Source organism: Acinetobacter lwoffii (assembly GCF_024129355.1).
In the GTDB taxonomy this organism is placed as follows: domain Bacteria; phylum Pseudomonadota; class Gammaproteobacteria; order Pseudomonadales; family Moraxellaceae; genus Acinetobacter; species Acinetobacter lwoffii_I.
Window position 1 is genome coordinate 63,121 of sequence record NZ_JAMXXP010000003.1, and the last position, 12,481, is coordinate 75,601.

The following is a 12,481-nucleotide window of genomic DNA, read 5'->3' on the forward strand; positions in this document are numbered from 1 at the left end:
AGAAAACATGCACATGTTACTTAGCAATCTGGAATCTGTACCGGGACATACCATTCGCCAGCAAATTGATGTGGTGTATGGCAGTACCGTACGCAGCAAACATGTCGGACGTGACTTACTGGCCGGCCTGAAAAATATTGTCGGTGGTGAGCTTACCGCCTATACTGAACTGCTGGAAGAATCCCGTCAGGAAGCCATGAACCGCATGATTGAAAAAGCCCGCAGCATGGGTGCCAATGCAATTGTCGGCATACGTTTCTCGACCTCTAATATTGCCCAAGGTGCTTCTGAACTCTTTGTTTATGGGACAGCCGTAGTGGTTGATCCGATCATGCCAAAATTGCCCGACCCTTTTCCGCAGGCAGATTAAAACATGGATGGTTTAATTCTCCAGATCATCATTTTTGCCATTCTGTTTAGTGTCGGTTTCGGCTTTGGTCGTTATAACGAACGTAAACATTTTCGTTATCTGGATGAACAGGAACAACGCCTGGCATATATCCGGATGAACAATAGCCGCTTCGCTGTGTCTGAATATTCCGGACAGATGATCAGCAGCAATGTGGTCATTTCTCATGATTATTTTAAATATGCGATTGCCAATGTGCAGAATATGCTCGGTGGCCGTCTGACCAGCTATGAAAGTGTAGTAGAACGCGCACGACGTGAAGCAATTGTGCGATTAAAACTCGAGGCCGAAAAAATCGGTGCGACTCAGATTATGGGCATTCGGCTCAGCACCACAGAACTCGGTATGCAAGGTGGCATGGTAGAAGTCTTTGCTTATGGCACTGCAATCTAACAACCTGCTCAATCGATCTAAACCTCGGTTCAGAAAAAAATTTATTGAGATGATCACGCCTGCTGCGTGATCCGCGCAGTCAAATTACTCAACTCGAATCAGTTCGACACCTTTAGGATGAAATGTCGTAGAGGAAATAACTAAGGCTGCTACTCAGGCCGTTGCAATCTTCTTTATTGCAAACGGTTCTGTGTTAGGATCTTGAGAAGTCAGCAAAACAAATATAAATGGCATGATGCAGCTTCTTCAATCTATAAAAACGGCACTTCAATCCCGTCTGTATTTCTTTATTATTTTCCCAGCCATCATTGGATTTTATCTGGTTTTACAGACAGTCACCCCTTTGAGCTGGTCAAGCTGCCTCTTGATCAGCTGGAATATCGCGATTTACGCTTATTTATTATTGACCATAAAAAAACTCTGGCGTATTGATCATGCTCATATTCTGCAACGCGCCATGCAACAGGATGCCAGCAAATGGATCATTCTGTTTCTGGTGATCATCACCCTGATCATGTGTTTTATAGCGATTATTATTGAAATTAATCACTTACCCAAAGATACCACCATCCGAACCGGTCATTTAATCTTGTCAGTTCTGACCATTATTTCAGCCTGGTTCTTGATGCATACGATTTTTGCAATTCATTATGCACATGACTTTTATTTGGCGCTCGACAAACAGCAACAAGGTGGACTGGATTTCCCCAATACCACCAGACCGACTTATCCGGACTTTCTATATTTTAGTTATATTATCGGGACTTCTGCGCAAACTGCAGATGTATCCATTACTTGCCAATCCATGCGAGTCTTGAATACCCTACATTTGCTTTTGGCTTACGGATTCAATACCACCATTCTGGCCATCAGTATTAACGTGACGGCAAACTTTATCAGTACTTAAAAAAGTTTTTTGGATAGTGGCAGTGCCCTGAAAATAGAGATCTACCGCCCAATTAGCTACCACTACCCAGCGTCTACCTAATCAGTTTTTAAATTAGGTCGATCACACTATTTGATTGCTTCAAGCGGTGAGACCTTTACGCAATTCATCTTCGACGATGCTGAGTTCAATTTCACTAAATTTACGAATCTCACCTTCCGCATGCTTTTCTAGCATGCCACCGAGCAAAGGCACTTTGACTTTGACTGTCCAGTTTAACTGAAACTGGATCTGGTCTTCATCTCCAGTGACTGCACGCTGACAGATGGCCTCGATCGGCAAGTTCGCACCGAGTTGTACCGTCGAAGTCATTTCATTCAGATCGCTGACATCGGTACGCTGCAAACGGAATGCATCTTTGAGTAATTTTTTTGCGATATCCGGAATATTAACATCCAGATTATAAGCGCGTTTCAGGGTATACATATGCCCCTGCTTTTCCGAAACCAGAATTTCCAAGTTTTGCGCAGGAATTCGATGGCAAACTGCCTCATGCAAACGAATATCATTGGCCAAACGCTTAAATTCATCAATAGACACGCCATTGATAATTGCTTTCACGGTGAACTGATGTGCCATGCTAATTTTTCCTTATTTTTATTACGATATTCGCCTATGCCACTCCCGACCAATGCGAATAAAAATCAAATACAGAGATGACTCTGCAATTTATATCAACTTTATAGCGGATGTCATTATTCTTTTATCGGGAAATTCCGGCAGCCCGGTCAATGTTTGCAACATAGTTTTACTGAAAGCTGTGCCTGTCCACAGCTGATCTGTAGCTGCGCTTCGCCATAATAAATCACGGCATGAAACTCATCGGCACCATCATCTAGACCGGAAATATAGTATTCTGTACCAACCGGAAAATCCTGCAACCAGTCAACCTTATAAAAATCCGAGACCGAATCAAACTGCAAATACAGTTCAGGCTCAGCTTCGATCTTCATCGCCAGAGCAATAAACTTCTGTAATTTTGCTTGATGAAAATCAATGATCATAGCGCTCCTGCCTTTTTAGTCCGGATCATTGCTCGCCAGACTTCGTACATTTTAAATGACTATTTCAAGGATACGACTCTCGAGTTTTGATGTTTTTCTAGCACAAGATTATGGCTTAAAGGAGATAAATTATATGGGCTATTTCCGCCAAGCGGCAGAAAAAATCTGAGCTAAGGCATGAGATACCTTTTCTGAATTGCAATGGCTTAAGTACGTAGTCTGAGATCTTCAATCGTACAGAATGACTGAAAGTGGTGTTCTAAGCACAGTCAGAATGCAAAAGTTCCCTGCGAATTTCATGCCGGTGCTCTTCTCCAAAACGGTCGACATGTGCATAGAATACGCCATAGCGACCGACATAATATTCCAGTGACTGATCATAAAAATTCCAGAAAATAGACCATTCGCCTAAATCCATCTGACGAATCTGGGTGCCACTATGCATTGGCATTTTTTGTAATAGTTCTTGCTGTAACTGTTCGGCCTGTGCCCGATTCTCAATATGCACCTGCCGTTGAAAGAATCGCTGTGCCACATCATCAAACAGTTCCAGTTCATAAGCATCCACCAGATGTACTTGCTGCTCTTGTTCGATGATCTCTTGCTCTGTCATGCTGGAAATCTGTGCCGGTTTTTCTGGTCGCTGACGCGCCAGATGGCGCTGAGCTTTATAGATCTTTCTGCCTACGATCCAGGCAGCATTCAACATGAATAAAACACATAACAACAGCAGTAATTTCAGCATGGTTGATGATCTCATGTGACTAATTTTATTTTTATGGTTATAGGATCAAGATTCATTTGAATAGTCCCTTTTGACTCAGCATACGTCTATTTTTTATACAGTGCAAACTTGAGGCATATTTTTACTATTTATCTCCTCTGCTTGCTCATTTGTGCCTAGATTCGAACTTCGATTTATTCAAAAATTGATTTACTTTGATTTTTTATTTTTAACTCGGTAATGAGATTCAAGAACTTGAGATAAACAAACAGGACAAATCATCAACAGAACCAATCTTCACATTAATAAATCACAGCAAAGATTCTCAAAAAACTACAATATTGTTCTGTTTTTTACCCTCTTCTTTTTTATCAAATAAACCTTCCCTATAAATGTTCGAGAAAATGAATAATATTATGATTCGTGAAGGGAGGGTCGAAGATATACCTCAAATTATTCAGGTCATTCATGACAGCATTCAGTCCTGTGTACTGGATCATCAGCGTGAAGAAAGCAAAATTCAAACCTGGCTAGAAAAATTTGATCATGCCAGCCTGATTGTCGATATGCTGTATAACGATTGCTGGGTTTATCTCATCTATGACAAGGTCGTCGGGTTCTTATTGGTCAGTGATGCTGGAGAAATCCGGATGCATTATGTGGCCCAACACTGCCAAAGGCTGGGGTTTGGCACCGAGTTATTTCATCAAATGCATCGCGCTTTATTAAAGAAAAAAATTCATCAGATTGAAATACAGTCTACTCAAACTGCCTTAAGTTATTATCAACACTGCGGCTTTCATCCCCATTCTGCCGAGTCAGAAGATGAATCGCGTTATCTGTATAAATATGTTTTTTAATCGGCCTCTTTTTCAATTTTCAACTGATCACGTCCTGCCTGTTTGGCGGCGTAGAGCTGCACATCTGCCGCTTTCATCAATTCATGAATATCTGCATAGCCATGTTTTTGTTCAACCCAGGCCGCGCCCATACTAACCGTAACATAATCTTTTTCATCTGGCCGATTCAGATGTTGCATACGCTGTTCCCGAATCTGGTTTAACACATTTTCCAGATTTTTAAGGGCAGTTTGAACCGGCATTCCAGTGAGCAGAATCGCAAACTCTTCACCACCATAACGTGCCAGATAGCCAGACGGTGGCAAAGTGCCTTGAATAATCCTGACCAGATTTTTCAGGATTTCATCGCCTTTTAAGTGACCATAGTAGTCATTATAGTTTTTAAAAAAATCGACATCGAGCATGGCAAAAATCAAGGTATGTTGCGGCTGTTGTTGGGTTTGTAAAAACTGCTGCTGGATTTCATGATTTAAGGCACGCCGGTTAAAAGCCCCGGTCAATGCATCAATATTCATCTGCTGTTCCAGTTTGGCATTCACTTCACGCAGCTGCTGAGTGCGTTCTTTGACTTTTTGATCAAGCGAATTATTGAGCGCGATCAGGTTCAGGTTTAGCTGTTCAGTCTCATAAGTTTGATGTGCATAATGTCTGGACTGCTGAAACATAATCAACAAGGCATATAAACTGGTGGAAATGAAAGACAAATGTGTGGTTTGAATAACATTAATCAGCAAGAGATAGTCATTTAAAAATGTCAGACACAAGAAAATAATGGCAAACAGATTCAGGCGTGAATACGGTTGCTTATCACGTAGGGTCTGATAAAACCCGTACATAAAATTCCCAATAATCACCAGACCATAAATCGCACTATAGAGCGCAAGACGTTCAAATAACTCGGGGGTAGAAAATAGCGTCACACTGATATTCAAAATCAATAAGACGATCGCAATATAATAAATCAGCGGTTTTAAATAGCGCTGATTAAACAGATGCATATAACTGAGGAAAAATAATACCGCCAGAAACGTAAACAGATACTCTAAACGTGTTCCCCATAACCAGTCGATATTGGTAAATACCGAATAGGCATAGGGCGCTGAAAACAGGTTATGCAGGGCCAGAAAGATAATAAAACAGCCAAACACAAAAATGCTTTTGCTATTACGCTCTTTCGATCCTCGAAATATTGAAAACAGGATATTGAAAACACCCACCCCGAGTACTGCGCCACAGGCCATGGCAATACTCATCATCAACTGCTGGAATTGACGATTGACTGTACCTGCGACCCCAATCTGCATTGGGCGTTCCAGCCCTCCATGCAAATGAGTGTAATTCGAGGCCTGAATGCTTAAGGTAATGTATTCACTGTCTGCAACGAAATAGCCAATCCGGGGGGCTTTTTCAGTGATCTGCTGTTCAGGTGTTTTACTGATTTGCCCAAGCCGGACAATAAACTGTCCATTGACATATACCCGATAGGCGCCGTATTGGGTTGGAATCCGAATCGCGATGCGTCGCCCGAGAAATTCTTTCGGAATTTTAAAATAACCAATAAAGGTACCGTAGCCAGAGTTTGAACCCGCTAGAGTTTTAAAAGAGGCTGGCAATTCAACTGTTTTTGACTGGAGTACGGGGCTGGGCTGAACAATAAACTGACTCGGATAAAACAGCCATTTTCCCTGCAAAGGACTCGTACTATGTTCGGTAAAATGAACTTCAGTAATATGGTCGTGAGATTGCTGCTGAAATGACGGCGAAGGGAGTTCATCCTGAGCGATTGCTGAACTTATGATGCAAGTCATCCAGCTCAAGGCACAGACAAATACGAAAAAACAGACATTCCTTATCAAGTTATGCAAATACGTTATATCTCAAAATAATTCTTTATTATTCTTATAATCTACAAGGAATATTTTTGATTTCAAATCTTTTTAGATGTTTTTTGTAGCGTCTCCGGCACAGTCTATTTTGAAGCGACTGTACCAGAACCATCATACATTTTTGAATAAAAAATATATTTTATATTCAGCCAGTTAAATCATTTTAATCACGTGTTTTTACGTCAAACAATTCAATTTCAAAAATCAGGTTGGAATTGGCCGGAATGACTTTACCCATTTTGCGTTCGCCATAGGCCAAATGTGCAGGCACCATCAGTTTACGCTTACCGCCAACTTTCATTCCCAGAATACCCTGATCCCAACCTTTGATCACACGACCGGTACCAATAACAGTTTCAAAATAATTACCGCGGTCAATAGAAGAGTCAAACTTGGTTCCATCTTCCAGCCAGCCAGTATAGTGCGTGGTAATTAAGGCACCTTTCACCGCTTCTTTACCTTCGCCTACTTTTAAATCAATAATTTCAAGTTCGTTGATCATGGTTATTTACCTGAGAGGAGCATAAAATTCAAAGCTCAGTATAAACTGGAATGCTCTATATTTTTAAGTCTGGGCCATTGATGGGTTAAAAGCTGAGTTCCTGAATATTCTTATCATTGAGTAAATACTGGGTTAATTCTTGATGATTCTTGGCCGATCCCATCAGAATCCAGCGTCCGACAATCTGTTGATCAATTTTTTTTTGTGAGGAATGCACCACTTTTAACTGATAACGTTTAAATAACATTTCGTAGTGATCGGAATCATTCTGATCGAATGGGCAGACGATTTCATAGCTGCGTTCCTGATTCAGAGATTCAATGCCACGCTGAACATACATTAATAGAACCAGCACCGCCATGACAATAAAAGTAGCCCAAATACTTAAGAGTTCATAGCCAGCACCGACTGCCATGCCGAGTGCAGCTGTCATCCAGATGGTGGTCGCGGTGGTAATCCCGGAAATACGGTTATCATCTTTCAGGATAACACCAGCACCTAGAAAACCCAGTCCAGTCAAGACATTGGCGGCCAGCCGGTCAGGATTGGCCACGCCTATTTTCAGGGAGATAATGGTAAATAAACAGGAACTCAGACTGACCATAATCATGGTACGCAGTCCGGCAGATTTACTATGATACTCACGCTCTGCACCAATAATTGCGCCGATCGCGACAGCCAGCAGTAAATCATAAAGTTCATGGTACATGGTGCAGCCCTGCGTATTCTTATCCCTCAGATATACGCAATTTGAGCTACAGGATACAAGTCCAGACTTGCATCCTTATTTGGCCTTATTGTAACTGTTCCCACTCCACCAGCACCTGGCCCTGATCACCGATCAAGGTCCATTCACCATCCATCACATTGAGCTGTAACTGCATGGTGCGTTCGCATAATTGTGGCAATGCGTCGGTGGTTGCGGTAGATAACTTCCACACTTCCACATTTTTTAAGGTTTTTAATTTGCTGCTGCGCTTATACCATTCATCCACCGCAGAACCATAGGTGACAACTGCGACCTGCTTGCAACGCGCACTGGCCTTTTTGACTTTATCTTCATCCGGGCTACCGACTTCAATCCATTTGACCAGTTGACCGGTCAGATCTTTTTCCCAGAGTGCCGGTTCATCGGTTTCAAAAAGATCCTTGGTAAATTCCAGCGCTTCATCGGCATAGCGTGCATAGGCCAAAATACGCACCATCAAGCGTTCAATGGTTTCTGAAGGATGCAGCGCCATCGTCAGCTGATAGTCTGCATAACGATGCGTATCCATGTCCGCAATATTCAAATCAACCTTATAAATCGTCGCTTTTAACGCCATCACATAATCCTCAAATTTGGCGCCTAGCATATAAGATTTAGCGCTATTTTGCTGAACAGATTTAGGCCAGTAATTCATTCAGCGCACTAGAAACAGTACCATTATTTCTCTGGATCCATACGACATTGCATCAGGGCAGTTTCAAAGGCCAGCCAATCCCGTGACTGTTGATAAATCACTTCTACCCGGTTATCAATGCCTTCATCTGCCGACTGATAATTAAACTGCTCAGGATTAAAATTAAAGCTTTTCCAGCCTTGATCCGTATTAAAAATTCCCTTGATTCTGAGCCAGTCTTTTTGTTCACAGAGCAGATCCAGCAGATCATAAAAATTGAATTGCCAGCGTTTTGGCAATTTCCAGCCCGCAACCTGATAACCCTGCGCGCTTTCTACATAATGATAAGGCATTTGCTGAATCACTAAGGGCGTATCTGCTGAACGGGTGATCTGTTGCTGTTTTAACAAAGGCTGAATCTGACGGGCGGAACCCCGATAGTCCTGCTTGATCAGTTCGATATCGAGTTGTCCATGCTCGGTGAACAACCACTGTTGGGCATAAGGTTGATATTCTGTCTGAAGTTGCGTGAGTGCTGCGTGGTCTGCGGTTGTCATCAAGTCAGTATGTGAAATCACCACAATATGCGCTGCCTTGAGTTGGTCTGCGTACAGGTTTTGCTGAGTCCAGTCTCGATCATGCAAACGTGAACCATCTACCACTGTGACCAATGCCTGCATGTTTAAATGACTCTGCCAGTGCGGTTCGGTCAGCTGTTCCAGTAATTGGCCAGGATGCCCCAGTCCGGTAGGTTCGATAAACAGACGATCCGGTTTCACTTCTGACAGCAGGCGTGACAAGGCAATCTGCATCGGCAATTGGCTACTGCAACATAGACAACCACCCAACAGCTCTTTGACCGCATAACCCTGATCTTGCGGCAATAACTGCTGGTCTACCCCAATCTGGCCGAATTCATTCATTAGCACAGCCCAGATTTCCTGTTCCGGTTTTTGCTGTAATAAATGTTTGAGTAGTGTGGTTTTACCTGCACCCAAAAATCCGGAAATGATATGGACAGGAATAGCCTGCGACGCTGACAGAATTTTCAAAATCGACTCTCAAGAGATTGAATAGAAATAGTAATACTCTGCATTATAAAGCACAGTGTGACTTTATAATGCGTGTTCTTCGCAAACACGGCGTGAAAATCACAGAGATAAAAATTAATAGAATGATCCCAAATTACCAATTTTCTATGTTAACTTTTATTTCAAATTGGATTCTTGAAATATTCACACACACTTTCATTAAATAAAACTCCGCATAATTAACAGAAATAAAACAACTTTCTCAGTTTTGTATCTGCTGGGTTATTCCCTGCGTGTCGCTTTTGTTAATTGATTTGCTCAGTAAAATTTCAGTGCTTAGGATGGGCATCTGTCGAATTGATGTGATGGTCAGCTCGGCAGATTACATGACATGAATAAAAGGATGCCAAAAATGAAATATGCACAAATCTTACTTGCCACTACGCTTACTGCTGCTGCAGCCACCAGTTTTGCTGATAGTAAAACTACAGATGCGAAAACCACCACTGCAGAAGAAAAAGTGATTGTGACTACCCAGGAATTACCTGAATCGAATGCTCCTGTTGCAGGCGCATCTGCAGAGCAGCCTGCTGCCTCTGAAGCTGCTGCGGAAACTACGACACCTGCAAAACCTGCTGCACGTTAAGTGATTGAACAACTCGTTTAATCCTTCAATGAAGATATCAGGGACAGTAATTCTCCAGTAGGCTTTGTCCTATACTGCCCCCGATATTATTCGATGCTGAATCATGCTTGATGCTGGTTCAGCATTTTTATTGCATAAAATCTATTTATCACCATAGTCAAAACTGATCATAGAATTAATACAGGCTATCAAATTTTTATTATTTTTATAATTAAAATCAATTATTTATTTAAAAACCACCTATTTCAATCCAATATTATCCATATACTTAAGCTACTATTGCCTAACTTGTTTCTGGCTTCTATCTAACTGTCCCTTAATAGCATCAAATGCAAGTCGATTGAGTGGACATTCGCTATGAGCAATACTAATTACACTACTGAAGTGGCAATCCTTGGCGCCGGCCCTGTAGGCTTAACCATTGCCAACTATCTGAGCAAGCAAGGCGTAGCTGTCACGATTGTCGAGCAACTGGATAGTTTGATTGATTACCCACGTGCGATTGGAATCGATGATGAATCCTTACGTACCATTCAATCTTTGGGTTTAGTCGATCAAGTCTTACCGCATACCACTCCGAATCATGCGATGCGCTTCTTGACGCCTAAAGGTCGCTGTTTTGCAGATATTCAGCCTTTAACACGTGAGTTTGGTTTCTCGCGCCGTAATGCCTTTATTCAGCCACAAGTCGATAACGTCCTACTGCAAGGCTTAAAGCAATATAAAAACACCCAAGTGCTATTTTCTCGTCAATTGACCCAGTTTAGTCAAGATGCTGACGGCGTAACACTCAATCTGCAAAATAAAGAGGGCGATGCAGAAACCATCCGCGCTCAATATCTGATTGCCTGTGATGGCGGTAATTCTTATGTGCGCCGCAACCTGGGCATTGCCTTTGAAGGTAAAACCGCACCGAATCAATGGATCGTGATTGACCTTGAGAATGATCCGCTTGCTACACCACATATTTACTTATGTTGTGATCCGGTTCGTCCTTATGTATCAGCCGCATTGCCACATGGTATTCGCCGGTTTGAATTTATGGTTATGCCGGGTGAAACGCAGGAAGAACTGAGCAAACCGGAAAATATTGCCAAACTTCTTTCTAAGGTTTTACCAAGCACAGATGGTATCGAAGTGATCCGTCAGCGTGTCTATACCCATAATGCTCGTATTGCCAACAAGTTCCGTGTCGACCGTATTTTACTTGCCGGTGATGCAGCGCACATTATGCCGGTATGGCAAGGTCAGGGTTATAACAGCGGTATGCGTGATGCCTTTAATCTGGCTTGGAAAATGGCGCTGGTTGTTCAAGGCAAAGCTGGCCCAGCACTTTTAGATTCTTATCAGATCGAACGTAAAGACCATGCCAAGGCGATGATTGACCTGTCGGTGATGGCAGGTCACGTATTGGCACCACCGAAAAAATGGCAAGGTTTTGTTCGTGACGGCATTGCCTATGCCCTGAACTATATCAAACCGATCAAGCAGTATCTGCTGGAAATGCGCTTCAAACCAATGCCGAAATATCATGACGGCGCACTTTTGAGCAAGGGAGCCAAGAACTCTCCGGTTGGCAAGATGTTTATCCAGCCTCAGGTTCAGCTGGCTTCAGGTGAAACTGTATTACTGGATGAAATGATCGGCAATGATTTTGCGATTATTGCCTGGGGTGTCGATCCGAAATGGGGTCTGAGTCCTGAGACGTTGCAACAGTGGAAAACGCTCGGCGTGAAATTCATTCAGGTAATTCCTGCGGTGCAATTGCAAAATAGCCAGCGCAAAGAGTATGAAGATGTCATCACCATTGGTGATATCGGCACAGATATCCGCTCGTGGTTTGGTAACACGTCTGAATCCGTCGTGATCTTGCGTCCTGACCGTTTCGTGGCTGCGCTGGCCATTCCTCAATCGATGGAAAGCACCAGCCAGCAACTGTTTAAAAAGCTTTACCTGAAATAATATTAGAGTCACTTTTCACCACGCTTCGGCGTGGTTTTTTTATTGTTTTTAGATATCTCGGACAATATATAGACCGAGGAATTAGACTCGGTATTCCTGAAACCAGGGGATATCTTTCAGGGAATCACGAGAGGCCATCTGCTGCAGGAAGGGCCTGAACTCATCAAATGGCGGTAAAATTTTCGCAGAGATCGTGAAGATCAAACAGTAAGCCACATATAGGTCCGCAGCCGAGACTTTTTCACCCAACAGATAAGGATTGGCCTGCTCGATGCCCTGTTTCATAAAATCAAATACGGCTGCTTCATTCCCAAAACTTAAACTTCTCCGGTTCTTTTCAATATTTTCTGGCGACACCTGTAAATTTTTTATATCGATATATTCGGTAAAGGGTCCATGACAGAAAAACATCCATTTCAAATACGCCCCACGCTTCGGATCATCCAAAGCAGGTGCCAATCCTTTGTCAGAATACTTATCTGCCAGATAGATAAAAATGGCGGCCATTTCTGAAATGACGATCTCCTGATCTACCAGACAGGGAACTTTTCCCATCGGATTCATCTGTGTATATGCCTGCTGATGCATATCCTCATAGGCAATCTCCACCTGCTCAATCTGATCTTCAATTTGTAATTCTTTCAGCAAAGGCAACAAGGTCAGGCCACGTGATTGCGGATTGTTATAGAGCTTCATCATCCTGCTTCAACCGGTTTTTTTATTGTTAGAGGTTCAG

15 protein-coding genes are annotated in these 12,481 nt (G+C 42.5%); 6 read left to right on the forward strand and 9 right to left on the reverse strand.

What is annotated here, in order from left to right; translation table 11 throughout:
* Positions 1 to 13: 13 nt before the first annotated feature.
* From NI468_RS03015 to NI468_RS03025, 3 genes are all read left to right on the forward strand, one after another.
* Positions 14 to 370 (forward strand): YbjQ family protein, encoded by a 357-nt coding sequence (locus NI468_RS03015; protein ID WP_005104015.1) that lies wholly within the window; start codon positions 14 to 16, stop codon positions 368 to 370.
* Between the two features lie 3 nt (positions 371 to 373).
* Positions 374 to 802, forward strand: a complete 429-nt coding sequence (locus tag NI468_RS03020) for a YbjQ family protein (RefSeq protein ID WP_253099848.1) — start codon at positions 374 to 376, stop codon at positions 800 to 802.
* A gap of 232 nt (positions 803 to 1,034) precedes the next feature.
* The gene (locus NI468_RS03025; protein ID WP_138743321.1) at positions 1,035 to 1,709 is read left to right on the forward strand and encodes a DUF1345 domain-containing protein; all 675 of its coding nucleotides are present in this window, start codon (positions 1,035 to 1,037) and stop codon (positions 1,707 to 1,709) included.
* 120 nt (positions 1,710 to 1,829) lie between these two features.
* Here NI468_RS03025 and NI468_RS03030 read toward each other — a convergent pair whose 3' ends face one another.
* From NI468_RS03030 to NI468_RS03040, 3 genes are all read right to left on the reverse strand, one after another.
* The gene (locus tag NI468_RS03030) at positions 1,830 to 2,327 is read right to left on the reverse strand and encodes a DUF2505 family protein (RefSeq protein ID WP_004280652.1); all 498 of its coding nucleotides are present in this window, start codon (positions 2,325 to 2,327) and stop codon (positions 1,830 to 1,832) included.
* 149 nt (positions 2,328 to 2,476) lie between these two features.
* Complete coding sequence (locus NI468_RS03035; RefSeq protein ID WP_253099851.1) at positions 2,477 to 2,752, reverse strand: hypothetical protein; 276 nt, start codon at positions 2,750 to 2,752, stop codon at positions 2,477 to 2,479.
* 259 nt (positions 2,753 to 3,011) lie between these two features.
* Positions 3,012 to 3,497, reverse strand: coding sequence for a hypothetical protein (locus NI468_RS03040; protein ID WP_253099854.1), 486 nt, complete (start codon positions 3,495 to 3,497; stop codon positions 3,012 to 3,014).
* Between the two features lie 371 nt (positions 3,498 to 3,868).
* Here NI468_RS03040 and NI468_RS03045 point away from each other — a divergent pair, with 371 nt between their 5' ends.
* On the forward strand, positions 3,869 to 4,336 hold the full coding sequence (locus tag NI468_RS03045; protein ID WP_195725697.1) for a GNAT family N-acetyltransferase: 468 nt from the start codon (positions 3,869 to 3,871) through the stop codon (positions 4,334 to 4,336).
* Here NI468_RS03045 and NI468_RS03050 read toward each other — a convergent pair.
* The 5 genes from NI468_RS03050 to NI468_RS03070 form a co-directional block, all read right to left on the reverse strand.
* On the reverse strand, positions 4,333 to 6,144 hold the full coding sequence (locus NI468_RS03050) for a sensor domain-containing diguanylate cyclase (protein ID WP_253099857.1): 1,812 nt from the start codon (positions 6,142 to 6,144) through the stop codon (positions 4,333 to 4,335). The two genes, NI468_RS03045 and NI468_RS03050, sit on opposite strands and share 4 nt — an antisense overlap.
* Before the next feature lie 241 nt (positions 6,145 to 6,385).
* On the reverse strand, positions 6,386 to 6,724 hold the full coding sequence (locus NI468_RS03055) for an FKBP-type peptidyl-prolyl cis-trans isomerase (protein ID WP_004280661.1): 339 nt from the start codon (positions 6,722 to 6,724) through the stop codon (positions 6,386 to 6,388).
* Positions 6,725 to 6,809: 85 nt separating this feature from the next.
* The gene (locus NI468_RS03060) at positions 6,810 to 7,433 is read right to left on the reverse strand and encodes an MgtC/SapB family protein (RefSeq protein ID WP_224215651.1); all 624 of its coding nucleotides are present in this window, start codon (positions 7,431 to 7,433) and stop codon (positions 6,810 to 6,812) included.
* Between the two features lie 85 nt (positions 7,434 to 7,518).
* Complete coding sequence (locus tag NI468_RS03065) at positions 7,519 to 8,049, reverse strand: YaeQ family protein (RefSeq protein ID WP_026056583.1); 531 nt, start codon at positions 8,047 to 8,049, stop codon at positions 7,519 to 7,521.
* Positions 8,050 to 8,150: 101 nt separating this feature from the next.
* Positions 8,151 to 9,158, reverse strand: a complete 1,008-nt coding sequence (locus tag NI468_RS03070; protein WP_005265917.1) for a CobW family GTP-binding protein — start codon at positions 9,156 to 9,158, stop codon at positions 8,151 to 8,153.
* A 391-nt stretch (positions 9,159 to 9,549) separates the two neighbouring features.
* Here NI468_RS03070 and NI468_RS03075 point away from each other — a divergent pair, with 391 nt between their 5' ends.
* Positions 9,550 to 9,783 carry a hypothetical protein gene (locus NI468_RS03075; protein WP_004645811.1) on the forward strand — a complete coding sequence of 78 codons (234 nt, stop codon included), beginning with the start codon at positions 9,550 to 9,552 and terminating at the stop codon, positions 9,781 to 9,783.
* Between the two features lie 357 nt (positions 9,784 to 10,140).
* Positions 10,141 to 11,745: a bifunctional 3-(3-hydroxy-phenyl)propionate/3-hydroxycinnamic acid hydroxylase gene (locus NI468_RS03080; protein ID WP_253099860.1), complete on the forward strand. Its 1,605-nt coding sequence runs from the start codon at positions 10,141 to 10,143 to the stop codon at positions 11,743 to 11,745.
* A gap of 81 nt (positions 11,746 to 11,826) precedes the next feature.
* Here NI468_RS03080 and NI468_RS03085 read toward each other — a convergent pair whose 3' ends face one another.
* Positions 11,827 to 12,441, reverse strand: a complete 615-nt coding sequence (locus tag NI468_RS03085; RefSeq protein ID WP_253099981.1) for a glutathione S-transferase family protein — start codon at positions 12,439 to 12,441, stop codon at positions 11,827 to 11,829.
* Positions 12,442 to 12,481: the final 40 nt, after the last annotated feature.

Coding starts and splice junctions, on each gene's coding strand:
- NI468_RS03015 (WP_005104015.1), top strand. CDS start 14: ATGTTACTTAGCAATCTGGAATCTGTACCGGGACATACCATTCGCCAG.
- NI468_RS03020 (WP_253099848.1), top strand. CDS start 374: ATGGATGGTTTAATTCTCCAGATCATCATTTTTGCCATTCTGTTTAGT.
- NI468_RS03025 (WP_138743321.1), top strand. CDS start 1,035: ATGATGCAGCTTCTTCAATCTATAAAAACGGCACTTCAATCCCGTCTG.
- NI468_RS03030 (WP_004280652.1), bottom strand. CDS start 2,327: ATGGCACATCAGTTCACCGTGAAAGCAATTATCAATGGCGTGTCTATT.
- NI468_RS03035 (WP_253099851.1), bottom strand. CDS start 2,752: ATGATCATTGATTTTCATCAAGCAAAATTACAGAAGTTTATTGCTCTG.
- NI468_RS03040 (WP_253099854.1), bottom strand. CDS start 3,497: ATGCTGAAATTACTGCTGTTGTTATGTGTTTTATTCATGTTGAATGCT.
- NI468_RS03045 (WP_195725697.1), top strand. CDS start 3,869: ATGTTCGAGAAAATGAATAATATTATGATTCGTGAAGGGAGGGTCGAA.
- NI468_RS03050 (WP_253099857.1), bottom strand. CDS start 6,144: ATGACTTGCATCATAAGTTCAGCAATCGCTCAGGATGAACTCCCTTCG.
- NI468_RS03055 (WP_004280661.1), bottom strand. CDS start 6,724: ATGATCAACGAACTTGAAATTATTGATTTAAAAGTAGGCGAAGGTAAA.
- NI468_RS03060 (WP_224215651.1), bottom strand. CDS start 7,433: ATGTACCATGAACTTTATGATTTACTGCTGGCTGTCGCGATCGGCGCA.
- NI468_RS03065 (WP_026056583.1), bottom strand. CDS start 8,049: ATGGCGTTAAAAGCGACGATTTATAAGGTTGATTTGAATATTGCGGAC.
- NI468_RS03075 (WP_004645811.1), top strand. CDS start 9,550: ATGAAATATGCACAAATCTTACTTGCCACTACGCTTACTGCTGCTGCA.
- NI468_RS03080 (WP_253099860.1), top strand. CDS start 10,141: ATGAGCAATACTAATTACACTACTGAAGTGGCAATCCTTGGCGCCGGC.
- NI468_RS03085 (WP_253099981.1), bottom strand. CDS start 12,441: ATGAAGCTCTATAACAATCCGCAATCACGTGGCCTGACCTTGTTGCCT.